The organism is Mojavia sp. (assembly GCF_059505145.1).
On sequence record NZ_JCACKA010000097.1, the window covers coordinates 15,729 to 40,128 of the forward strand.

Here is a 24,400-nt window from a genome sequence, read left to right on the forward strand (position 1 = left end):
GACAAACTTCAGCATCATCTATGCTGATTCATTAACTTCCTAATTTCGGCTGAAATTGATAGGAACCTGAAGGGTGTCCTTCTCAAAACGTAGATGTTTACTAAACTTACACCTTTTCCTTATCTGCGTTTCATCACTGAACTTTTACTAGAAAAGCGATAACACAACTTTAATTTCGTGTGAGTTATACCAGATTGTCTTTGGTTGTCATTCTGAGCTTCGCTCAGAATCTCAGCAAACCCTTGAATCAGTTAAGTTTAGCTTGAAATGAAACAATACTAACTATGCCAATTTGATGTTACATACTTGCAATGACAAAAAATTGTCATTGCAGAGATTTGAAACTATGGATGAGGTTCCAAAACTTGCAATAAAAATTTTTAACTTACAAAATTGGCAAAATGTTATGTTGACCCCTTGATCATGGATAGTAGGGGGAAAATATATATAGTATATAGTTGTTTCGGTTTTATTTGTTCTTTACCTACTCGTCTCTTTTCCTGAAAAGATTTTAGAGAACAAAACATCTGTAGGGTTATTGGTTTTTGTGTCATAATAGATCCACCTCTAGTTAAATCAGTAATAACGGGGGGAGTGCTGCTGTTAGCTCTTGGTCGGGTTAAACAGCAGCTACAATAATCTAAAGTTCAACCAATTCAATCTTTAAAAACATAAGCAAACAAGAAAAAGGCTACAACGCTACATTTAGAAACTTTGCTGTGCTTTTCCATACTTTACTCATTAATTCACCTCTTAGTGTGAGTAAGCTATTCGTTTAAGGCTAGTAGGCATACTAATAGTCTTTTGATGAAACTTTCTTACTCGGATTACCTCTTTAATGCATATAGATCTCCTAATAAATTAGGGAGAAGGGATAAAGGTAGGGGAGGTTTTCAGCCGTAATGGCAGCACTGGTCTGGATATGAAATCTTGTATGGGCTTCAATCAATAAAGCGCTTTTCAAGATAGTAGCATAAAACACTGTTATTCACAGCACGGGATTATTTATTATTTTTTAATAAAGCACCGTATTATTTCAGCTAAAAATTAAACAACGTATTATTTGACGTTTAGGCTCTTATTTATCTAAAAAATAGCTTTTTAATCTGAATCACTACTCATTTCAGCCCTAATGACAAGAGAATCTTCGTATAAATGTTTATTTAATAGCCGGGTGTAAAGATAAAAAAAATAAAATCTCCCTTGAGATAGATAATTCCAGGTATCAGTTTTGATCATTCATACTTAATTTCTATCTTATACTTGAGAATTATTTATAAAAAAAATTATAAATAATTTGATATTTTACTGATTGCATAATCATTAATTAAACTTGCATAAATAGCTACTAAGTAAGAGGTCGGTTACTACTAGAGCTATACTCTGCTTAATTTTTGCTTACTGCTGCTAAATTCCATAAAGAAAACCCTCATAAACACTATGAGGGCATTCATTTATATCTATGTCAGTTCTCAAGTGCGGAAACGTCTTTTACCCTGCTTTTGTAAAGCAAGTTTTTTGCGCTTGGATTTTTCAATAGGCGTTTCAAAGTGACGGTGCTTTCTCATGTCTTGAAAAATCCCCGATGAGCGAAACTTCTCGCTTAAATCGGCGTAAGGCTGACTCAAGGTGTTCATTTTCACCCACTATTATTTGGGTCATTATCTCTCCTACTAAATTGACTATTGACTTCATCAATTGCTCTTTCGGGGTAACAGTCCAAAAAAAAGACAGACTCCTTATCTGACCTAAAGACTGGCTTGTAAAATTTTAGGTTTCAAAACTTAGTAGCGTCCGCGTCCACCGCCACCACCATATCCGCCCCGTCCACCACCAGAAGAACTTCTGTCTTCTTTAGGTTTGGCTTTGTTAACTTTGAGGTTACGACCCATCCATTCAGCACCATCAAGAGCTTCAATGGCAGCAGTTTCTTCAGCATCTGCTCCCATTTCCACGAAAGCGAAACCTCTCGGACGGCCTGTTTCGCGGTCAGTAGGTACTTGAACCCGATTTACAGTACCGTATTCAGCAAAAACACCCTTAAGATCGTTTTCTGTAACTTCATAAGAGAGGTTGCCTACATAAATTGACATCGATTTTCTCCAAAATTCTAAATGTGCGGAGATTTAAATTTCGGAGAAAAGCCTGTGATACTCAAAACAAACACTGTCACCGAATTAACTCTCGTTTTCTAGAATGACATAGAAGGTAAACCTACGCATCCAGTAAATGGTTAATAGATGGTTAACCAGTCATGTGATGAGGTGGCGATCGCCTATGCAGTCGTGGAATGATGATGTTATGGTATGCTGATTTAATTTTGAATTGGCGAAAATATAGATTATCAGAAATACGTATTGTTGTATTACTAGCAATTTGTATTATTGCCAATTTAAGCGACTCATCCAAAATGTACTAACCAGTAAACCAAAGAGAGCTAACCAATCTAATAATTAGGGATACAGTCAAACTGTCTTTTGTTCAGGTGTAGCTTGGAGAAGCTAGTGATTACTACTTTTAAGTTTTTATATTTTTGAATTGGCGAAATTCTGTATTGCTGCCCAGGTAACATTTTATAAATTAAAAAATACAAATTTTCGCCATTTTAAGAGTAAACTAGCAGCATTTATTGGAGTACATCTCGTGATTATCACCCTTGCCAGTTTCAAGGGAGGTGTCGCTAAAACGACAAGCGCCATCCATATTGCTTGCTTTCTATCTCAGAAGGGCAGCACTTTGCTGGTCGATGGCGACCCAAACCACAGTGCTACAGGATGGGCAAAGCGAGGGGCATTACCTTTTAAAGTTGTGGATTTATTGCAGGCCCCTATGCACAGCCGTAATTATGATCATGTGGTCATTGACACAGCAGCCCGACCAAGCTTTGAAGATTTAGAAGCACTTGCTGACGGGTGCAATCTATTAATCCTGCCTACTACTCCTGATGCTTTAGCGATGGATGCACTGTTGCAGACTGTAGGTACTCTCAAATCATTAGGCAGCGATCGCTATCGTGTGTTGCTCACAATTATTCCCCCAGCTCCTCGTTTAACAGGACAGCAAGCACGGGAAGCATTAGAGGCAGAGGGAATACCACTATTTCAACATGGGATTAAACGATTTGCTGTTTATGAAAAAGCGGCACTGGAGGGGCTGCCAGTTTATCAAGTCAAAGACCGCAGCAGCAAAATAGCATGGCGTGAGTATCAAGAGGTGGGTAAGGAGATACTGTCATGAGCAAGCCTAGCCCCTTTAAAAAGTTATTTGAAACCAAAGAAGAATCACAACAAGAGCCAGAACAACCAACAGAAGCAATCACAGAGAGTAACGTGACAAAGACACCACCTCCACCAGCACCAACTCAAAATGAACCACGCAAACGTGGCAGACCCGCAACTGGAAAGCGGTCTGATAATGCTTGGATTGGGCGCACCTACTATGTGAAACGCTCAACAGATTTAGATGTAGAAGAAGAATTACTCAAACTCAAAAGACGTGGCGTAGAGATTGATAAAAGCGAATTGGTAGATTTTCTCATGGCTGTCTGGGTGAAATGGCAACAAGGTGAAAATATAGATTTACTAATTGGTGAATTTACGCCAAGGCGAAATTCTAAATTAGACTGACCCTGGCTGAATACTTGAAACGTAGTGTAGCTGCAAGGTGAAAATATAGATTTACTAATTGGTGAATTTACGCCAAGACGAAATTTCAAATTAGACTGACCTCTAGCTGAATGCTTGGAACGTAGTATGGCAGCAAGGCGAAAATCTAAATTTACTAATTGGTGAATTTACGCCAAGGCGAAACTTCAAATTAGACTGACTCCTGACTGAAAACCTGGAACTTAGTGTAGTAACACTAAAAGAAACTATTGCGATAATGAAAAAGACTGATGCAGCTATGCCTGGATCTTCGCTCCAGCAGAGGACATACCCAATATGACTATCAAAGAACTGCTTCTTTTAGAAATCGAATCGACACCAGATACCATTCTGGCTGAAACGCTAGACTTTATACGCTTTTTGAAAACGAAGTCAACCCAAACACAGCCTGTTTCTGAAGTGGCTCCTTCCGCCGCTCACACTACAGTAAATTCCACAGGTCGCTCACTGCTCGAACACTTAAAAACAATTGGTAAATGGGAGGGTGATGATTTAAAAGAATGTCTTGAATTAGTTTATGCCACTCGCGGCAAAGCCAAATTTGATTACGAAAACCCCTTTGAATAATGTACCTGTTAGATACAAATCACTGTAGCCAAGCAATACTTGGTAATGCCAATGTGCTTAATCGCCTTGCGGAAGTGGAAAATTCTGTGATTGCAACCTGCGCCATCGTTCAAGGGGAACTGGTAGACATGGCAGAACGTTCTCAACGCAAGGAAAGTAACTTAGCACTAATTCACCGTTTTCTAACGGGTATATACAGCCATAATATTGATGGATCTACTGCTACTATCTACGGCCAACTGAAAGCCGCTTTATTCAATCAGTTTGCACCGAAGGAGAAAAGTAAGCGGAGAAAAACGAAAATAACTGATCTAGGCTTTGATGAAAATGACCTTTGGATTGCGGCTGTAGCCTTACAACATGGTCTGATCATTGTGTCAGCCGACAGCGACTTTCAGAGGATTCAACAAGTGAGAACATTGTCTGTTGAATCTTGGCTATAAATTTTATGTGCAGAGAGAGATTAAGGTCATTAGCAAGATTCAAGCTAGATACAAATTCAAAATTTTGTGTGGCCCTTTGTTAGAAATATTAGGCGAACGCCTAATATACCCGATCATCTTCGCTCTCGTCCGGGAACATAATAGTCCCTACTATTTTTAATCTAATGGTGATAAATATCCGCGTGTTTTGTTCAGATAGTAGTCACGTAATATATTTTCTATATGACGAATTAAATCTTCTTTTAAATTTTTAGATTGTTCTGAATCTAAAGTCTTATCTGTAAATAAAACACCAAAACCATTATATGAAGAATCTTTTTGGGCAATTTCTTGAGAATTTAATACCATTTCAGCTAGGTATTCAGCTATTTCGTAATCAAAGTTTTCAGGTAAGGGAATACAGTTTTCAGGGATATATAATACATTCTCAAGTTCTTTACTAAATTCCATATATTCCTCTTGATAACAGTAGATTTTGTGTTATCTGACTGAAATAGTTTTTTAGTTGCTTGTTTACTTTTGTACAGGTTGCTCATTTTTTATATTATTTGAATTAGGTTCAAAAGCAGCATAGATTTTGTAGAAAGGTACTTGCATCTTGTACGCCACCCTGGTACTGTGCGTTCGCGCTTAGTCTCTTGGGGTTGCTGCTTCACTAACTCTGATGTCGCTTTACTTCCATTAACCGACACCACACCGGAGATCGCCCGCGACAAGCATGCAAACTATCCGCAGCAACGTTACGATTGACTGGACTGTGAAAGAGAGCTTTCTTGTAGGAAATAGTTAGTTTAATTTTTGACGCACAATAGCCCCGTGAGGGTCACTCAAGTTTTTCGTGCTATCTCCACTAATAATCATCGTGGGCAAAACATTTGTTAATTCACCGCTTTTGTTATTAGGAGATAGCTTAATAATTCCCAATCCAGGACAACTCCCTGCTGCTGCATGTGCTATGGTCAGAGGATTTGGCCCCCGTAAGGCAACATAAATCTTGTCACCATTATTACCTAAAGATAGATCAGCTAAATCCGGAGTTGGGTCATTACTTTGCTCTGCTCCCAGAGTTGTCCCACAAGATCCAGTCGTTGTCAGACTGTACGTACCTTCGTGACGCAAGTGAAGATTTTCCCACGGGGGATTCATCTGAAATACTTCTGCATTATTTCGTACCCGATCAAACTGGTGCAGGTATTTGTCCTCTCCAGAACTTAAATTTTTGACGATGACCATCCCATGTGCATCTCGATTGTTCCCTAGTATGATTTTTCCATTATCTGGGTCTGCCCAGACAGCAACTGGTAATGGTTGATTGGGTTGATTATAGTTCGGTGCTAGAGGATAGTCTTGTGTAAACCGATAGAGTGTAAATTCAGAAACATTGGGGGCAGAGGTTCCAGTGTTGAGGATCATAAATCCATCAGCCGACTGTCCTCCACAACCCGCAGCATGAACTACGTTTAGATCGTATTCAGCTACTATCTTCATGGGTGCGGTAGTGATGTCAACCACGAACATACCACCGCCGCCTAAAGTTACGTAAGCGTGCTGACTGTTGTCGGAAATAATCGGGCAAATTACTGTATTAGTCGGGCGAACTCCTGCGGCTTGTTTAGGATTGCCGTTGGGGGTAGAAGAGGATTGTCCGTCTGCGACCTGTCCGGTTACGGTACAACTAATGTTATCCCCAAGATTAACATCTACCGCAATAGGTTGATTTAATACTCGTCCCGTCCCACCAACCATGTCAATACTGCCATCCGCGTTATAGTTAAATCCTGTTACTTGTCCTGCGGTATTTTTTTGAATATCCACTCGCTCAAGCATTCGCCCACTTTGGTTAGCGATGAGGATTTTTGTGCCGTCTTTCGATATCGTAGACATATGATTTTGTCTACCTGTACTAGTTGCAGTAGAGCGGAATAAGCACACAGGCTGTTTTGTCTCACCGTCTACTATCCCTAAATGCCCTGAAGCAACAAAGTTTAATGTCATGTATTTATAATCTGAGGTGGGAATAATTCCATGAATTCTGTTGACATCAGATCCTGTTGTTAAGAGTGCATTTGGAAATAAGTCAGTTACTACATCTAATACCAATGGATTGTTTATGGGTGGGTTCTGTTCCAAGTCTGCACTATCATAAATCCTGACTTTGCCGCCATACAGTCCATTCGGCGAACTGGCCGTAATTCCTTGAGTATTTCCTTGATCTGAAAGCCACACTTCATACCCCGAATTGCGTGCATAAGTCTGTTCCGAAAACAGTATTAGACATAGTGCTACGCTCAAACTCATTAGGCATAAAATAATTTTTTTCATATTGATTTTTGGATTCACGTTTTTATTTCTAAATAACTTCACTGTTTCAGTTTCAGTATTGTTTGTAAAGTAATACCAGTCAAATTTAATAGTTTTCACGGTAAAAGCTGTGAAAGGACAGCGAGCGCCAAGGGCGCTGCGCGGGAGCGCAATCGCACCAAGGGCAAAAAACCCAGTCACAACGACTGGGCTTTTGTGGGGCTATATTCCCCTGGTTATTTATAGAAGTTATTTATAATTCAGCACTCTGATAGTTACTACCACCTGAACGCAGTCCATTTCTGAAAAGCTATCAAGGAGATATCAATAAGGAAATTACAGACCTAGCATTACTAATTGACACCCTATCACTTCCGCAAAACGGATTTAGGTGTTCACGGATTGTAAATATTAATGCACGCTGTAAGTGACATACAATAGACGTTATTGGAAACGAGCATTATCAATAACGAACCAGTGAGCAATTATGCCTAACGAGGCGGGGAGAGGGGAAGCAGGGGAGCAGGGGGGCAGGGGGGAAAGAGTGAAGAAGGTAAGAGATAGGAAATGGAAAAAAATGCAATTACTTTTCATCGAGACTTGAAAGTCTATCAAATGGCTTTTGATGCAGCTATGAAGATATTTGAGGTGTCTAAAAAGTTTCCAGTAGAGGAACGTTATTCGCTCACAGACCAAATTCGTCGTTGCTCTCGTTCTGTATGTGCGAATCTGGCAGAAGCATGGAGGAAACGGCGATACGTAGCAGCATTTGTAGCTAAGTTGAACGACTGTGAAGCGGAAGCTGCTGAAACCCAGACGTGGATTGAATTTGCTGTCAAGTGTAACTACTTGGATATTGATACAGGTCGAGAAATTTACAGTACTTATAATAAGATTCTAGGTAGTTTAGTAAACATGATTAACAATCCTAACCCTTGGCTGATAAAGAAAACAGTCGGACATGCGGGCAGAAAAACAGACTCTTAGTGTCTTTCATCTCCCCTGCTCCCCTGCTCCCCTGCCCCCCTGCTTATTCTTATTGAACGCGAGTCAGCACTTATGTCCAATCCACATTCGGGAGAAATTGTAAAGTCTGCGTTGGAGGCGTGTTTAGATGCACCGATCGCTCGATATTTTGACGCACAGCTAGACACTGATCCAGATGTGTTGGCCCAACTGCTGGCAGACAAGCGCAACCCCAATACTCGACGGGCTTATGAAAAGGATTTGAGGGATTTCTTTCTGAAGATGACAGGCTTACCGCCAACTGGTGATAGCGTGCTGGAGTTTTTGCACTTGCAGCGAGAGCAGGCAGTGATGGTGGTGTTGAAATACAAGGCGATGTTGATTAAATCTGGGTTGCGGGAGGCAACAATCAATCGGCGGTTGGCAGCGATTAAGTCGTTGGCGAAAATGGGGCGGAAGTTGGGGGTATGCAACTATTCTCTGGAAGATGTCGAGGGCGAGAAGGTTAAGGCATATCGGGATACGCGGGGTGTTGATAGTAAAGCGATAGCACTTGTACTTGGCCAGTTTGACCGGGAAACTTTAATTGGTAAACGCAACTATGCGATTTTTCTGGTGCTGTGGGGTTTAGCGTTGCGTCGCCAAGAGATATGTCATCTTAATGTGGGTGACTTTGATTTTTATGGGCGCAAGTTGAGAGTTTTGGGGAAGGGTAAGGGAACGAATGAAGAATATTTGGATATGTCTAAGGATGTGGCGGCTGCTCTTGCTGATTGGTTAATTGCTAGGGGGGATTTGAATGGCAATTTACCGATATTTACAGCGTTAGATTTTCATAATGAAGGGCATAGATTGACTACGGATGCCATTTATAAAATAGTGGCTACTGCTTTTAAGAAGGCGGGGGTGAAGAAACCGATGTCACCGCATAGGGTCAGGCATTCAGCGATTACGGCGGCACTTGATGCGACGGATGGGAATATCAGAAAGGTGCAGAAATTGAGCCGTCATGCTGACCCGCGAACGCTGATGATTTATGATGATAATCGGAATAAAGACCTGTGGGAGATGTCGGAATTGTTGACGGGAATGTTGAAGGATTCCGAGTGAGAGAAATTAATAAATTTAACAGACACACCACAGCAAAGTTATTGCGAATAGCGATCAATTGATAAATACGTCTGCTTTTTTTAAGTCGAATCCCTATCGAAATCCAGTGCGTTGCATCCACTTTTAGAGTTCAAATACCTTCTGAGGCTGTATTCTCGTAGAATCATCACCTTTTAGAGTACTTTTAATCTGTAAACAGTAGTTTGATGTTGCCACTAAGTAAAAAACAATTTGTATGAACACTAAAAAAGAGTGCAATTTACTATCCCAAGCTTTGGGTAAATTTTTATTTTTCATCATAATTCTTGATAAGATTCGCTTTTTTAATTCTAGAAAGCAATAGTCCAAAAGCAATTAGATGAGAAGAGAATCTGCACAAACATGATAGTTCTAGTGGTGGCTCAGTTCAAAACTTATTAATCAGTTTCTAACGCATTGATAATTCGTTCAACATCATTGAGGGAATTAATTAAGTGCCAGTGAATAGCTTGAGTTAGCTTTGATTGGTTTTGCTCAAGGATAGCTTGAAACATATTCAAGTGGATTGGGTGTTGTCCTAGTGATATATTGAAATTTAGTTGGGGAATCCAAATTTTGAAGAATTCTATATAATTTTGTCTATATCGTTCGACTAAAATTCTTGTAGGTTCGTCAGGATGGGCATTCATGATCCGCGTGTGAAGATACTCATCCAAAAGGAGCATTAATACACCATCCTTTTGATGCGATGCCATTTTATAAAGATAAAAGACCTCTTGAAAACTATCTAAATCTTTCTGGTTAACAACATCCAAAAAATATTTACCTGCTTCTTTTTCATGCTGAAATCTAATTTGCAATCGATGCGAAAATTGTCCAATAGAATACTGTGGAAAATATTCAAGTATAGGGTTAGATAAAGCTCTGGCAAACTCGACTCGAAGAGAGGGATTAGGGGCGATTTTTCCGGTTTCAATGTCTACTATTGTTCTCCGACACGAAAAACACACTTGAGCTAATTTCTCTTGTGAGCAGTTTTTAAGGTTTCGCACATTTTTTAATATGCGTCCATAGGCTTTCTTTGTTAACCTATCATTTGGCAAGCCATCCATAGCTATTTTCGCTCGTATATAAGCCAGATTGTTCTTTAATTTATCAAATGCGAAAAGGCAGATTTACTAAATGAGCAGTTTTTCTGCACAATCAAGATGCCTGCCGAGATATCGGCAGGCATCTTGATTCTGGTTCAGTGGGTCAAAAGGGTTGAACACCACATAAAAATCGCTCTTTAGTTCCGACTCCAATTAAAATCGGAACTTTTTAGCAATGATGAGCGATCGCCTTATTTTCTCAATTTCTTTATTCTCCCTTCACCCCAGCCTCAATTGCTTTCACAAATGGAGCGACCCACCACTGATCTGAAGCTTTCTGAAGTGCTTCAAATATAAATGCTTTTCCTCCCAATTCCAAGCGCTTCCTCAAAGTTGGATTCTGCTTCACTTGCTCTACTGCTTCTGCCACAATAATTTGTTTCTCTACTTCAGTTGGAGCGGGATAATTTTGAGTTATCCGATTTACGATTTGCTGAATCTCGTCAAAAGCCTCTATAAGATTTTGTTCTGGAGCATAATTGTGTTGAATCTGATCTCCATTGATAGTGCTGTTGATATTGGCAGCGTTTACAGCGTTGTTAAAGTTAATGATTGGGTTGTTTGAATCTGGCATAGTAATAAAAATTCCTGTCTGATTTATATATGTACTTTGATTTTTGGGCTTATGACTCACAATCTGGAGAATTTGCTCTGGTTGGAGTGGTTGCCAAGTTTTACGCCGCATAACGTTCTGGGCGTTCAGCAACGTTCTTTTAAGCCACGTTAGTTTAGGGAACTGGTCAGCAATGCGCTCAATCTCAATACACGCCTGAAATGTCCCAGTTTCCCTAAGTTGTGTCAAAACATTGTCCCTCAGACCAGCAAGGCTTTCTCTATTGTCCATATTGTGAGCAATAACCTCATTGCTGTGATCAGGATCTTCAGCATGAGGATATTGACAAACTAGCCAGATGTATAAATCCGCTAGCTGTTTTTCAGTCAGCTTCAAATGAAGACCATGCACGTAGCGGTTAGCGACTGTTTCAAATACTTTCCTTCCAAAGTCTGTATCTTGCTGAATAGCTGACCAAACAATCACCCAGCTATTAGGTTCTGCACATTCGATTAATACCCTACCTACAACTACAGCTTTCTGGTGTGCTTCTTCTTCTGAAGGTAGGGGAATAGAGACAAGGGATTGAGCAAAGTCTCTAGCTCCAATCGATTCATGCTTTAAAAGTTCTTCAAGTAACTGTTCCAGACATTTATATTTAATTGCAGAATCCTTAGCCTTTTCCAGAAGAACCGCTTGGAAACGATTATCCCAGCATTTTTCAAATTTATTAAGAATAAAAATATAGCTATGTTCCTCATTTTCCTTATTAATAATAGACAGCAGCGTATTCAGGGTTTCAGAGGGAGCATTTATGTATGCCCGCTTGACTAATTCCGTATAGTAATGTTCTCGTTGGGTGGTGCTGCTATGAGGAAAGGCGACAATAACAGATGCCCATCTTTGCCATACCTCAGATGATAGAGTATCTATAAATTCTGGAGTTTCTTGTAAAAGCAACTGTAAAGCTTTACAACCAGATAATGCTAGGCGATCATACGTATTTGTCCCTATCCAGTCATAAGCTACTTGGTTATATTCTTGAATGTACTTTTTAGCGCCTTTAATAATTCTTTCACGAGTTTTTATATTAGCTTCTTGCCATCCGGGAAGTTTTGTTAAATCTGATTCAAGCTCTTTTTCATAATGTTGACTATCTGGCTTAAGCATCATCTCCATATTTAGTTGCCACCAAGCTGATAGATTTCCTGACTCTAGCTGCTCTAAAAATAAAAGGACTCGTTCTTTAGGTGGTGGATCTAGAATAGGTTTTTGTCTACGAGCTTGGTTTTCTTGCTTCATTTGATATTCAGCCTTCATCATTTCAGCCTGCGTTGAGGTCAAATCAATTATTGAAACATAATATGCAAATTCTTCACGCAAGATATTATTAGTCTGAATAGCTGTAAGGATAGCATCTATAAGAGGGAACGCATCTTGACGGTTAAATTTCCAGTGAATTAGTGCTGCCCAAATTCGCTCTTCTTGAGAATCAATATTTTGAAGCTTACCTAACATCCAAAAAATATCTTCTTTTATAAGAATATTTTCTGTCAAAGAATCCAATAAAAAATATATATCTTCCCCTGATTGTGAAACTATTCCAACTGCCTGTTCAATCAGTTTATGCCGCTTATTAAGCTCATTAATAAGTGAGAATTCAAATTGTGCTTGAAGTTCATTATCAGAAGTGATAACTTTCTGATGTTCTTTCCACTGTATTAGAGCGACTTTAGTGAAACTTTCTGCTACATCAGGCAAGTCAAAATGTTCCCAAGCTTTTAGGAGTATGGCATCACCAAGTCTTTCAAATGGATGTCCAAAGACTCTAAGACCTTGCTTTTCGACCCAATTAAGAGCAAGTAGCAAATCAGATGGCTGTAGTTTGGGTACGAGTTCAAAGTCAAGAAAGACTCGATACGATCCTGTGAAGTTTATCTTTTTACGTGGAGTTAAAACATTAAACAATTCTTCTGCTAGCAGATGATCTGACCAAATTGCTCTCAAAGCATATCCTTTAAGTTGGTCATCCTCATCTTCTGCAAGTTGTCTACAAGCCAGTGATTTTAATTGCAATTTTGCACTTGCATTACCAAGTGTACAGATTGCTTTTACAGCATTAACTCTGAGGTAAATTAATTGGGATGAATCAAGTGCTAAGTTTACTAAATCTTCTTGAAGTTCATCTACTTTACAAGCCTCAGCAATGTCTATCGCTGCACGAGATGCATCAATTTGGTTGCTAGAAACCTGAATATATGGACGTAATTGTTCAGTCAGCCCAGAATGTTTCAGCTTCTCGTATCTTAGGTAATTATCACCGCTTGAATACAATAGTTTTCCCTGCTCGTACTGTTTCAGTAAGTTATCAACGATCACTGCTTGAAGATTTGCATCTGTGGGTATGTCGCTTCGCAACAGCACATCAGGAGCAGTCTTGATAATTTCCTGAAATACATCAGTCCTCATACTAGCTAGCCATGCTACTGTCTCATGAAGCTGTGGAATTAATTTACATTCAGGATCTTCAGATGAAATTATTAGGCTTATTACCCGCTCCAAAGGTGTTTGATGCTGAACCAAGTACCATGCTGCTAGAAATTCAGCATAGGTTTGGTGTGCCCATCCCATACGACTTAATTCACCACGAGATGAGAATAAAGCAGTATCTAAAACTTCCTCAACAGCTTCTACAGTGATTTCAAATTCTCTACCATCAACGCTTTCACTTCCTTGGCATATCTTCTCAATAAATACGTCATCATCTGGAACATCGCTCTGAATACCAGTCCAGATAGCAAATTTATTGCCAAAAATCGCGATCGCTGCAATCCTAGCCGCAACCATTAAACGTTCTTGCCGCTTAAAATTACCTTTTAATTTCGATGAAATCCGGCTCTGATTCCGTTCTTCACAAAGCCAGAGACATCCTTCAAGATAAAGTTCATGCAACCTTTGATTAGGAGGAAATTTACCATTGTAGCTACGATAAGTTTTAATCAGAAATTCTAATGTAATTGGTTTAATAGCCAAAGGTACAACATTTTTACTGTTAATCTCTTCTAGAAATGTTTCAGGATTATCGATGCCTTCAATCTTTGCAGCTTTACTCACATCTATACGGCGAAGTGGAGCTAGTTCATAAATTCCTACATTATCTTTACCCCAAATTTGCTTCAGTCCTTCCTCTAGGACTGGTTGCCAAACAGCGGTTCGGCAGGCAATACGAAGATGTAAACGCTGGATATGATTCTGATAACGTTTGAACTCGTCAACTAGGAGCGTTGCTAATGTATCTATTCGTAGCAAGCATTCATCAAGACTATCTAAAAAAATATGTAACTGATGAGTGCCTTCTATCCATTGAGTAAATTCTGGGCTGTCAAATAATCTGCGAACTAATCTGTCTTCACTTCCATAGGAACGGATATCATCTAACGAATGTACCTGACCACCTTGCTGTTGAATTTTACTGATAATTTGTTTTTTCTCTGCTTCTAAAGCACAGCTTTTACCAATTCCTGGCTCACCCAAGAGTGCTAAACATGAGAAGTGGGAGATAGCATCAAAGGTTACTAAATCTGGATTGTATATTTTGCCCCACTTTTCTTCTGGGTTGCAAAGATAACCACCATCAGCTAGATTAATGCGACCTGACCGAGGACACCAGAACCGCTTCCATTCATAATCCTGATTTAGCATTTTCACCGACAAGAGGCTGAAAACATTTTTACTATGTTAACCTCACGAACCCTTAATAATGCCACTTCAAAGACAAGAGACAAGTTTTTGAGATAAATGCTTTTGTGATCGCTCTCAAAATTCCAATTTCTGACCTTTAAACTCGAAACTTCGACCTTTTTACTCCAAGATTGCTGTTGAGAACTCGGAACGTCGAGCTTTTAACTCCAACATCCAAGTTCTGAGCTTCAATGTTGCACCTCAGAAGTGCAACTACCAAGTTTTTTCTACAACGCGCACAGACAGATTTGTTTACAGTGTCTACAGATGTAAACATCAGGGAATTGTCCTTGGGTGAGCGCTAATAATAAAACCCCCGCTACAATCCGAGGGCTAATGTCTCCTGTCCGGCTTCTGTCCCGGCTCTGTCTTGTCTGTCCCTTGTTGTACAAGGATTCTGTCTAATTCTGTCCGTCCTGTCCGTCTGGATGATTTGGACTGATTTTGATGGTATTGGCATCAAGCCAGACGGACAGACTCGCCTCTACCAACTCATTAAACAGTCGCTTTAATTCCTCGGAACTGAACCGTTGACCCTTTACCTTAAAGTTGGGCTGTATCTCCTGTATGACTGCCGATGTTCTCCCGGTGCGCTGGAGGTATTGCAGCAGTGATTGGGCTAGTGGTGTTAGGGATTGGGTAGGGCTAGATTCTGATGAAGGCTTATCTAAATTAAATTCCAGTTGCCAGATGCGCTCTGCTGTTTCGTGATCTGTTGAAAGTTTGGGGTCTACCTTTTTGGTGTTGCTTTGAGCATCAGCTTTCACAGATTCATCAAACCGAAAATCAATTCGTTTGTGGTCAAGTTTAGGCAGTTCAATTGGCAACCATTCACCATGTCCTGGTAACTTAATTGCACCTTTACCGCTTGCTGTTGCTTCTTTAGTTACGCTGTCTATATCTGCAAACAGTTCCACCTCTAACAGTGCCGCATCCCTGAGCTTTGATAATCCTTTGGCTTTGGCTAAGATTTCCATTGTGCGATCATGGGCGACAAACAAAGGAATCATCAACTGTTTACGGGATTCGGTCATAGCACAGCGAAACCATTTACCGACAAAATCAGGGTCGGGCTTCCATTTTTCATCCTCACAATCATCTGGCATTGGCTCAACAATGTTGTCTGTCCAAGTTGTAAACTCCTCAGCGACTACACAGAAATGTTGGTTTGTGTCTCTTAAGTGTTGCGTCCATTGCTCCTCAACCATTCCGCTTTCACGATAGGCTCTGTAACGGCGGCGCATTTCCCCCATGTACCATTGCATGAAGTCGGCTATTTCCCTGTAACCAGTAATCAGCCTCACCCCTCGCCATTCAACCTCAGTCCCGTGCGGGTCTAGAGCTATAACATCCCATCCCGCTTGTACCTTCTGCCAGACAATCTCTCTAGTTGTCCACGACTTACCCGACCCCATACCGCCAAACAGTAAAGCAGGGTAGCCAATCGCGTTTTTCATCCATTGGTATTTGTCACCGTTGGCAATGACTGGCTGCTGCACTTGTTCGGTTACTGTCCCCGGTGTGCCGTGTGGTAATTGCGGTTGCTCAAACTTCTCAAAACTTGCACCACCATCTAGCAAGTACCCAAACTCGTAGTAATCATCCGCATTCATCGCCATGAGCAGGGCTGTTACTTGCTGTGGGGTAATGCTGGCGATAAACTGCTGTCTGGCCTCAGCGATTTTGATACCACGCAGGTATTTAATCAACTCATTTCCAGATAGTTCAAGCAACTGCTCACCCAGCTTGAGAGAGTAATTAGCTTTCACACCTTCAAATTGCTTGGTAGCTCGGTAGTGGGGTCTGATATCGCTTAGATAATCCCTTGCCCTGGTGGTGGCCCACAACCCTATTGCCCCTAACACCATTGCACCAATGCCCAGATGAATTTTAAAGGGGTTGTCGGCACTTAGTTCTCGAAAAGTGTACAGGCTATCGTGCTGGAGAAATGCCCAAGGGTTATAGTTCGGGTTGCTTGTGCGGTACTGGTTAGCCTTAAGATAAGGCTCTGGGATTTGCGATCGCTGCTCATATCGGCAATACTTGTTACCCAAAAGCAATTTATCAGGGTTGCCAACACCTGCTTCTATTGGTGCATCATGGATTCTGGCTGAGAGTGGGTAAAAGCACAATTCTTTCTTTGAGATGCCGTCGCCAACATGGGCAGCAATGCCACAAATCACCGCGCCTGTTATGGATGCCATGATTGCCAGATTTAGACGCGGTGGTAAGCTGTATGAGCGTTGATTGAGATCAGATGGTATGGTGTCCATAGTCATCTCTTACGGCAATAGAAAGCTAGAATCACTGCCACGACTGCGGCCAAGCTGAGAATTATGGGGAAATTAGTTTGTTTTGGTGACTCAATCCCCTCATACTGCTTTACCTGTTGGGTGACTCCCAAAAAACTGCTACGAGCTACAAAGTCCATCTGTTGGGCATCTGTGGTTAACTTCCACGAACTAGCAGCCAGCATGAGGGTACGAGTTACCCCAAGCCCAAACTTTTGACGGTCGCAAATTAGGGGAATCACACTATTGTCAAAGCGTAAATAGCAGAGTGTAGCAGCAACAGAAAGCCCAACGGGTAAACCTGCCACGACTGCGGGAAACAGCCCAACACTACCTGCTAGATACAGCGATTGGGTTGACGCAACTTGAAACCCAACCAGGAAAGAACCCTGAGCAATGCCACGAAGTACAGTTACGCCGCCATCGGTTTGGGCGATTGCCTGCTGTACCTTTTCGCTGTCGTATTGTTCGCCCTGAATATGCTGTGTACGCTCGTCTACAATCTCTGCATCGAAATAGATGGGTGTTTGATTTTGATTCTTGGTTAACATGATGAACATCTCATGAAAATCATTATCCCCAGGCAAAGCTGGGGATTTAGGAGCTAGTCAATCAACCGTCTGAAGAACCCTTTCACCCCTCGCATTGCATTAGAGCCGTGCCTGTGGATGTCCCGCAGTGTTTCCCGTGCTTTATCACCAGGGGTCAAATCTGATTTTTTAGCGTTAACCTTCTGCCACAGTTGAGTTCTGGCACTAGTCGCGTCAATCTCAATCCCTCGCAGTTCGGTGCGGTGCGATTCCCCCAATAAGTTGAGTGTCCTAGAGTGCCGAAATTGTTCTTGGGCTATTTGGTTGTTAGAGGCGATAACCTTCTGTTCTAAGCCGTACCCCAAACGCGCATCACTAACCCGAACCTTTGACCAACCATCAGCCATTTTGTTGATACTTGCACCTGCATCAGTCAGAAACTTGCTTTCTTCTGTCATCACCGCTTCAGTTGCCTGTAAGCCTTGTGATAGGTTGCCGAATACCGCCTTGGCATTTTGGGCGCGTTGCGTTTGCTTGATTCTAAAATCTGCCACTTGTGCTGCTGCGGTTTTGTTACCGTCGAGGGCTTGGAATACTGTTTCTTGGCTGATTCCCGAAAGGGAATGCAAGGCAGCATAGGTTATGGGTGCATCCAGTTTTAGTTTTACTGTCCGGTTCATTACTCCCACGCTCCCAAATCATTCAGTCTGGTGAAGATGCTGCTGGCTCTGTCTTTAGTTGCATCATCAGTAATATCGTTTAGTGCTGTCATGTCGCCCTCTGCAAGCCTCCAAATGGTTTCGTCTGGCAGTTCTCCCCCAAAATTCCCTAAGAATTGCCCATGTGTGAGAGGGTTTGGCGTTTCATCGATGGTTTGAAATTGGTCATAAATTCCGGTAGGCAAGTATGGCAGTGCTTCTTGAATGATTTGCTGTTGCTGTGGTGTTCTGCCTAAATCGGGTTGGAATGGGTCATCGTTGGCCACAATAAAAGCTGCTGATTGCGCCAATTCTGATGGGCATCCATTGTTAGTTAATGCGTTTAATGCCTCGTAGAATAGATTGGAGTTATTCATCTTGCTACAATCCTTATGTCGTTTATCGTTATGCGGCGGTAGACACGAAAGTAGGGCGATTGCACCGACGGTCAATCATTGCAATCGCTCTCCCATCACTGAAAAAAGCCTTCTTGAGAAACATCCACAGTTGAATCTGCGGCCGACCATTGCAGAGTATTGAAAAATTGGCTGACATCCCCAAGCGTTACATCGCAATCAAAACGTAAGCCTTGATATTGTGGATGCTGCCGAATTTGCGTTACTAATTGTTGGGCTTGTGCAATCAATTCGGGTAGTGGTTGAGTGTTCATAATTCACCTCAAAAAATCGATAATTGCAGTGATTATTGGCTGATAACAGAGGCTTTGGTACTCATGTTTGACACTTGATAACAGCGAGTAGTTAATGCCTTGTGATTCAGCTTCAAATCAGCCTTCTTCCTTTGTCCAGCAAGAGGGCGGAAGATGTACTGGGGCGCTCTAATTGTGCCTGTTTGGTAGAGGTATTGATATAGCGTTCGCTCGATTTGGTAAACCTTCGACTTGCTTAGTAAGGTTGAGTCATAAACCCTATTTAAGTTGTTCATGAAGCTACCCCTTTAAACTGACTGGCCATATTCGCTAGTCCTGCCTTGTTGGGTTGAATTGCTGTTGGTGTTGATGAGGAATTTTGAGTTTTTGGAGATGTCTGCACATTTCCACCTTGAAAAATTAGCTTTTCTACTGCTGCACTAAGGGCTTGCGTTGGCGCATCACTGGGAATATTGAACATCTGACACAATTCATAAACCGCTAAGTAAGAGATGGTTATACGCCGAGATTCGTAGGATGTTTTATCAGACACTTGTTTACACTCCTGTGGAGATTTCTGTTAATAACTTAAGTCCGAAAGCATTGATGAATTGGGGATTTTCTAAAACCACAAATCCTAAGGAGGCAAGATTTTGATCCACTACTGGCAAGGAAACACCACCACCCCAGGCGACAAGGTATTTAGCGCGGTCTAGATAATTACCAGCAGTCACAAAGTTGGCGAATTTCTCAATCCTGTTTGACCACCATTCATCTAGACATTGGCTGTACTCTGCCTCAAACTTCTTGCCTGTGAGGTGATTGCCTCCATAAGTGAAAGTGCCTTCGATAATTCCCTGATTCACGAGACTGGGCGAGTGCTTCACATCCTTAGACAGCAGACTTACTCGGTCGTTTCGCTTATCGAGAGCTTCTGCAATCATGCTGTGTAGTTCACCGCAACCACCCTCTATCAGGTGACGGTCAATCACTGCACCGCTACCGTTGAACACGGTAATCAACCAAGTTGATGAACCGATATCGAGTGCGATCGCTAATTCTGAGGGGTCAAGTACCAGGGATGCTTCACCGAATAAGCAGTGGGCAATGCTTCCAAACCCTTCGGGATAAATGCCAGTAACAACGATTTCAACTGTCTTGGTAACAATGGAACGAGTGACAGGGTGCAGATGCTCAAAGGTGTGAGTCCCTTCTACTCTGCGTTTAATCTCTTGGCCCCAGCGTTCTGGGTTGTGATTGCTCAAACTAATTTCTAGCTTGACACCATCGGGAATATTCAGAACTGCCAAATCTGCAAGGATGCTTTCTAGTGCCAGTTCTGCCTTTTTCGCTTTATCTTCGTGTAACAGGGTGTGGTCAGTCTGTGCGATCGCTGCACTACCCCAAAAGAATTGAACATCTTTTAAATCAAGACGTGTTCCTTCTACATATCGAACCCAGCAGCCATCTTTAGAAATGGTTTCGTGATGCATGACGTTGCGGTTGCGAACAAGTGAGTATGCAGCAGGCATCATGATAGAAAAATCACCGATGATTGCCTTGCCATATCCTGCTCCTGAGTCTTTTCCGGCGATAAGGTCAGTTAGCCCAGAATTGGCTAACAAGTCTGCTTTAACTAGCCAATTTTTGGCATTGGTGTATACGGTTGTCATGGTTCAAATTATTGGTAAAGTCTTGATTTTTCTGGCAAGGCGTTGATTTTTAAGCAAATCACGATAAATCCAGATATTCAATTAGAGGCTTGCCGTAACATCACTTTCTGGCTTCTATTGCCTTTGTTGAGTGACTGTTTTTGGTTTGCTACTGTCATGCTAACGCAATAACTTGCTGTTGCAATAACAAGTTTAATGATGATTTGTTATTGCAACAGTAAAATAAAGCAATAAATCTTATGAGTAATGGCATGGGGAGACGTAACAATCCAGAGTATTCACAGATAACTGCTTTAATATCAAAAGATATAGCTAAAAAGTTTCGCCTCTACTGCACAGATCAGGAAATTCAGATTACAGACGCAGTTGAAGAAGCAATTAAAGAGTATCTCAGTAAAAGAGGTGTTTCACTAACTTGATGTTGCAACATTGCGCTAAAATCGCTGTGAAGCTAAAAAGCGATCGCCAAAAGTAAGGAAGAATCAAATAAGTCTGAGTAATTTCTATGACCAAAATATTTAGTAACTACAGCTGTAACGGACAACTACCCAGATGGCTTAACCAAATAGAAACAATCCTACTGCAAGTTGTCCAACAAGAGGAAACAAATACACAAGCGATTTTATTAGAAAAAATATTTTTACTGCACTTTGTCTATTTTTTACCTGACTTTTTGCAGATAAAGAATAGCAGAAAGTCAGTTTCTTTTTATTAAAGCTCGAAATATGATGCTTAAGTGATACGTCCAGTGGAAGAAACATGAATACAACCACCAAGATTCCCGCAACTACTACAACCAGCGTGCGCCTACCAGAAAAAGAATTAGAAAAGTGGACTAGGGCAGCTAATGCATTAAATATGAGTCGAAATCGATTAATTCTGGATGCAGTATCCGCATACCTAGAGCAGACTTACCATGCTTTATAAGCAAAAAAAAGGGTAGTTCCCACCTGCTTTCGGGTGCGCCACAAAGAACCTACTTACTAGGCTAGAACACACCAAGACGATTGTCAGTCGTCACCCAGCGGTTAGTCCTACCGCTACAAAACAAAAAATATTTTCTAGTTCTAGCGTAACAGTGGCGTGCCTGAAAGGGGAAGGGATTACTCAATCTTTATCAAAGTAATCACCAAATTAAGGAGCCACAAATGAATAAGCTAGAAACGCCAAATGCGCCCGGACTGTCACATCATGGCGCACAGCGAGAAGATTTGATTTCTGCGTCAATTTTAGCGCAGTACACCTCATCAAATCAAGAGTTAGTACCACACCATACCACCTTCAACAGCAGCCCACTTGAGGAACGGCGGAACAAATTTGAGAGTTTTGAACAATTCCAAGCGTTTATTCGCCAGTCATTCATTGAAGGTTCAGGGATTGCAACAGAAGTATTTGATGCCTGTGTCGAATTCCACCAAGATATTGAATGTGTTCTTGGCGGTGATGTAGAAACCCCAATCCATAACGCTTTAGGCTGGGATTACAAGCGATTTGGGCATCAAGCCAACGAGCCGTTGTATGCCGCGTTTTTGATGAATGAAGATGGTTCAGTATGGCAGGTAATGGTCAGTTTATGGGACGAAGATAAGGAACGCCCATACAAGTATCTTGCGCCCAAAGGCGGCGGCAATCGAGCATTTTTGCCCCCTGTACCCCCCGAAGCGCGGCAGATGATAGGGGAACGCTACGGCCTAAAAGTGCCAAAAGTTGGTAGCTTTTGGCAATGGCTCAAAGAATCGTCCATAGAAAGAGGTATCACCGAGGGCGGCAAGAAAGCCCTGTGTGCCATCTCCAATGGATATGTGATGATGGGTCTTTATGGCTGCGAATGCGGCGCAACTGGGATTAATGCCTGCTTGATAGAAGATTTAATTCCTTTCGCCAGCCAGGAAACAGGATGGCTCATCGCCTTTGACCAGGACACAAAGCGCAGTGCCAAAAAAGCAGTAGCCAGAGGGACAAGGAAACTGCACAAAGCATTAGAGAAGCGAGATTGCTACGCGGCTAATGTAAACTGGGATGCAAAAGACGGTAAGGGGCTGGATGATTTGATTGTCAATCAGGGAGCAGGGGCTTTTGATGATGCCTATGAAACGGCGATCGTCTCCTTAGAAAAACAATTTTCAAAGCGCAGAACTTTTCGAGTGCCGCCTGCGGATAAGATAGGGCGTGAGATAGCCCAAGAGTACCGTGACCGACTGGCTTTTAACAATGAGATTGCCCTGTGGATGCGCTATGAGGCTGATTTTGCTGGGGTCTGGTCGCCGGAAACCAACGAATTTATCGAAGCGATCGTCTCACAGATACTTGCCAGCAAGGGGATTGAAGGCTACAACTCCCACACCTACATTACCAACATCGTCAAAGCCATGCGAAATCAACTGATAGTTCGCAAATGGCTTGAGGCTTCCCCCAGAGAAATGTTGCCCTTTATGAATGGTGTGGTGGAGTTGTCCACAGGCAAGCTTTTACCCCATTCCCCCAGTTATCGCCTGACTTGGCAACTGCCACGCTCTTACGATCCCAATGCTAAAAACTGGTCAGAAATTGACGCGTTCCTCAATCACCTGTCTAACGGTAACGATGCCATCAAAGACCTGTTGCTGTGCTACTGTAACGCCGTTATCAAGGGCAGACATGACCTGCAAAAATTTGTTCACCTCATTGGCCCTGGTGGTACGGGCAAAGGCAGTTTTAGTCGGCTGGTGGTGAATTTAATTGGTGAACAGAATGTCCACACCACCACTCTTGAAGAATGGTGCGGCAACAGATTTGAGGGAGCTAACGCTTACCGCAAGCGCTTGGTACTGTTCCCAGACGAAGACAAGCAAACTGGTAAGCTGGGGAAATTCCTGTCGTTAACTGGGGAAGACTTTATCAGGGCAGAGGAGAAAGGGAAAAAGGCGTTTCCATATCGCTATGACGGCATGGTATTAGTGCTGTCCAACCTGCCGATTTTCATGGGCGAATCAGCCAGCCGCGTCAAACGCCGAGTGATTACTGTCCCTTGTCAGAAAGAAGTGCCACCCTCAAAACGCCGCAACTTAGAAGTGGTATTTGCACCGGAACTATCCGCGTTTACCAACTATGTTTTGAGCATCCCCGATGAACACGTTACAAACGTGCTACTGGGATTACAAGAGATTCCCGAATGTGCCTTGGAATTTTGGGAAAACCGCACCCGCGTAGATTCCATCGCTGCTTGGATTAACCAGCACGTCATTTATGACCCAATGGCGAAAACCCCAGTCGGCAGCGATCGCCATGAAGGAGAAGACGGGACTACTCCGGTGACATTATTCGGCTCGTATAACAGCTATTGCCGTAAATCGGGGAATCATGCCAAACATCACAATAACTTCTCCCCTGATTTATTAGAGTTGTGCCGCAGTGTCCTGGGCTGGGAGGTAGAAAAAGAAGCGACCAAGACCGGGAAATTCATTCGCGGATTGCGCCTAAGAATTGTGGGCATGGATGACCATATCCCAACTCATGACTATACCCTGGCTCAAAGAATTAATGCAGGTGACGGCAGTGGTGACAGCAGTAGTGATGGCACAGGTGACGGCTCTCAATCCCTGATAAATAAGAACTTTGAGGCAGGTGACAGCACAATCCCTGATTTGATTGAAGAAAAAATCGATAATCAAAAATTGGATCTACTCGTTGGAGAAAATTTACCCTCACTGCCAAACACTCAATCAATTTTGCTAGAAAATCAGCCCCAAGAGTCGCCCAAAATCTCAACGCCATCACAAAGCAATCAGAGTAAGGGTTTCGCGCCGTCATCAGTACCGTCACAGTTGCCATCACAGTCGCCGTCACCAGTAGAGATGCCTTCGACAACAACAGATGAATCTTTGTCAGATGGGGAATTAGGCAACACTCAAGGTAATGCTGATTCTAATGAAGCGGGTTGTGATAGTGATGGTGATCATGCGAACACCGACGTTATTACTAATGCGGAACGGATTAGCGATTGTATTGCTTTGCAGTCCTGGGAGATGATTGAGGAGCTAGTAAAAGATTGGACTCCTGAGTTTAAATCTGCTGTGTGGAATCTGTTGACCCTATCTGAGCGTA

At 42.1% G+C, this 24,400-nt stretch carries 22 protein-coding genes and 1 pseudogene; 9 read left to right on the plus strand and 14 right to left on the minus strand.

The window, feature by feature from the left end; all coding sequences use genetic code 11:
* Window positions 1-1,472 precede the first annotated feature (1,472 nt).
* Both rpsU and rbp read right to left on the minus strand, forming a co-directional pair.
* Window positions 1,473-1,662, minus strand: a pseudogene (rpsU, locus tag AC5JL8_RS27585) (30S ribosomal protein S21).
* 122 nt (window positions 1,663-1,784) lie between these two features.
* Window positions 1,785-2,093: an RNA-binding regulator gene (rbp, locus tag AC5JL8_RS27590; RefSeq protein ID WP_495882875.1), complete on the minus strand. Its 309-nt coding sequence runs from the start codon at window positions 2,091-2,093 to the stop codon at window positions 1,785-1,787.
* A 550-nt stretch (window positions 2,094-2,643) separates the two neighbouring features.
* On the opposite strand from rbp, the gene AC5JL8_RS27595 reads away from it, so the two are divergent.
* From AC5JL8_RS27595 to AC5JL8_RS27610, 4 genes are all read left to right on the plus strand, one after another.
* On the plus strand, window positions 2,644-3,237 hold the full coding sequence (locus tag AC5JL8_RS27595) for a ParA family protein (RefSeq protein ID WP_495882876.1): 594 nt from the start codon (window positions 2,644-2,646) through the stop codon (window positions 3,235-3,237).
* On the plus strand, window positions 3,234-3,626 hold the full coding sequence (locus tag AC5JL8_RS27600) for a hypothetical protein (protein WP_495882877.1): 393 nt from the start codon (window positions 3,234-3,236) through the stop codon (window positions 3,624-3,626). The genes AC5JL8_RS27595 and AC5JL8_RS27600 overlap by 4 nt, the downstream gene beginning before the upstream one ends.
* A 315-nt stretch (window positions 3,627-3,941) precedes the next feature.
* A complete protein-coding gene (locus tag AC5JL8_RS27605; protein ID WP_495882878.1) occupies window positions 3,942-4,232 on the plus strand; it encodes a DUF2281 domain-containing protein in 291 nt (96 codons plus the stop codon).
* The gene (locus AC5JL8_RS27610; protein WP_495882879.1) at window positions 4,232-4,675 is read left to right on the plus strand and encodes a type II toxin-antitoxin system VapC family toxin; all 444 of its coding nucleotides are present in this window, start codon (window positions 4,232-4,234) and stop codon (window positions 4,673-4,675) included. The genes AC5JL8_RS27605 and AC5JL8_RS27610 overlap by 1 nt, the downstream gene beginning before the upstream one ends.
* A gap of 156 nt (window positions 4,676-4,831) precedes the next feature.
* Here AC5JL8_RS27610 and AC5JL8_RS27615 read toward each other — a convergent pair whose 3' ends face one another.
* Window positions 4,832-5,125: a hypothetical protein gene (locus tag AC5JL8_RS27615; RefSeq protein ID WP_495882880.1), complete on the minus strand. Its 294-nt coding sequence runs from the start codon at window positions 5,123-5,125 to the stop codon at window positions 4,832-4,834.
* Window positions 5,126-5,461: 336 nt separating this feature from the next.
* Window positions 5,462-6,997 carry a hypothetical protein gene (locus AC5JL8_RS27620; RefSeq protein WP_495882881.1) on the minus strand — a complete coding sequence of 512 codons (1,536 nt, stop codon included), beginning with the start codon at window positions 6,995-6,997 and terminating at the stop codon, window positions 5,462-5,464.
* Window positions 6,998-7,543: 546 nt separating this feature from the next.
* On the opposite strand from AC5JL8_RS27620, the gene AC5JL8_RS27625 reads away from it, so the two are divergent.
* Window positions 7,544-7,963, plus strand: a complete 420-nt coding sequence (locus tag AC5JL8_RS27625; RefSeq protein WP_495882882.1) for a four helix bundle protein — start codon at window positions 7,544-7,546, stop codon at window positions 7,961-7,963.
* Between the two features lie 72 nt (window positions 7,964-8,035).
* A complete protein-coding gene (locus AC5JL8_RS27630) occupies window positions 8,036-9,052 on the plus strand; it encodes a tyrosine-type recombinase/integrase (protein ID WP_495882883.1) in 1,017 nt (338 codons plus the stop codon).
* A gap of 416 nt (window positions 9,053-9,468) precedes the next feature.
* Here AC5JL8_RS27630 and AC5JL8_RS27635 read toward each other — a convergent pair whose 3' ends face one another.
* From AC5JL8_RS27635 to AC5JL8_RS27680, 10 genes are all read right to left on the minus strand, one after another.
* Window positions 9,469-10,143: a helix-turn-helix domain-containing protein gene (locus tag AC5JL8_RS27635; RefSeq protein ID WP_495882884.1), complete on the minus strand. Its 675-nt coding sequence runs from the start codon at window positions 10,141-10,143 to the stop codon at window positions 9,469-9,471.
* 247 nt (window positions 10,144-10,390) lie between these two features.
* Entirely contained in the window at window positions 10,391-14,437 is a 4,047-nt protein-coding gene (locus AC5JL8_RS27640; protein WP_495882885.1) for an NACHT domain-containing protein, read from the minus strand.
* 440 nt (window positions 14,438-14,877) lie between these two features.
* Complete coding sequence (locus tag AC5JL8_RS27645; RefSeq protein ID WP_495882886.1) at window positions 14,878-16,749, minus strand: hypothetical protein; 1,872 nt, start codon at window positions 16,747-16,749, stop codon at window positions 14,878-14,880.
* Window positions 16,750-16,751: 2 nt separating this feature from the next.
* On the minus strand, window positions 16,752-17,318 hold the full coding sequence (locus AC5JL8_RS27650) for a hypothetical protein (RefSeq protein ID WP_495882887.1): 567 nt from the start codon (window positions 17,316-17,318) through the stop codon (window positions 16,752-16,754).
* A 53-nt stretch (window positions 17,319-17,371) separates the two neighbouring features.
* Window positions 17,372-17,977 carry a hypothetical protein gene (locus AC5JL8_RS27655; RefSeq protein WP_495882888.1) on the minus strand — a complete coding sequence of 202 codons (606 nt, stop codon included), beginning with the start codon at window positions 17,975-17,977 and terminating at the stop codon, window positions 17,372-17,374.
* Entirely contained in the window at window positions 17,977-18,372 is a 396-nt protein-coding gene (locus AC5JL8_RS27660; RefSeq protein ID WP_495882889.1) for a hypothetical protein, read from the minus strand. Before AC5JL8_RS27660 ends, AC5JL8_RS27655 begins: the two co-directional genes overlap by 1 nt.
* A gap of 95 nt (window positions 18,373-18,467) precedes the next feature.
* A complete protein-coding gene (locus AC5JL8_RS27665; RefSeq protein WP_495882890.1) occupies window positions 18,468-18,665 on the minus strand; it encodes a hypothetical protein in 198 nt (65 codons plus the stop codon).
* Between the two features lie 32 nt (window positions 18,666-18,697).
* Window positions 18,698-18,940: a hypothetical protein gene (locus tag AC5JL8_RS27670; protein ID WP_495882891.1), complete on the minus strand. Its 243-nt coding sequence runs from the start codon at window positions 18,938-18,940 to the stop codon at window positions 18,698-18,700.
* Window positions 18,937-19,197, minus strand: coding sequence for a hypothetical protein (locus tag AC5JL8_RS27675; RefSeq protein ID WP_495882892.1), 261 nt, complete (start codon window positions 19,195-19,197; stop codon window positions 18,937-18,939). The genes AC5JL8_RS27670 and AC5JL8_RS27675 overlap by 4 nt, the downstream gene beginning before the upstream one ends.
* Window positions 19,198-19,201: 4 nt before the next feature.
* Window positions 19,202-20,317: a ParM/StbA family protein gene (locus AC5JL8_RS27680; RefSeq protein WP_495882893.1), complete on the minus strand. Its 1,116-nt coding sequence runs from the start codon at window positions 20,315-20,317 to the stop codon at window positions 19,202-19,204.
* A gap of 239 nt (window positions 20,318-20,556) precedes the next feature.
* On the opposite strand from AC5JL8_RS27680, the gene AC5JL8_RS27685 reads away from it, so the two are divergent.
* The 3 genes from AC5JL8_RS27685 to AC5JL8_RS27695 form a co-directional block, all read left to right on the plus strand.
* A complete protein-coding gene (locus AC5JL8_RS27685) occupies window positions 20,557-20,736 on the plus strand; it encodes a hypothetical protein (RefSeq protein WP_461913692.1) in 180 nt (59 codons plus the stop codon).
* A gap of 340 nt (window positions 20,737-21,076) precedes the next feature.
* Window positions 21,077-21,244: a ribbon-helix-helix protein, CopG family gene (locus tag AC5JL8_RS27690; protein WP_495882894.1), complete on the plus strand. Its 168-nt coding sequence runs from the start codon at window positions 21,077-21,079 to the stop codon at window positions 21,242-21,244.
* Between the two features lie 221 nt (window positions 21,245-21,465).
* Window positions 21,466-24,400, plus strand: a 2,935-nt coding sequence (locus AC5JL8_RS27695) for a DUF3854 domain-containing protein (protein ID WP_495882895.1), incomplete at its 3' end; no start/stop codon positions are given.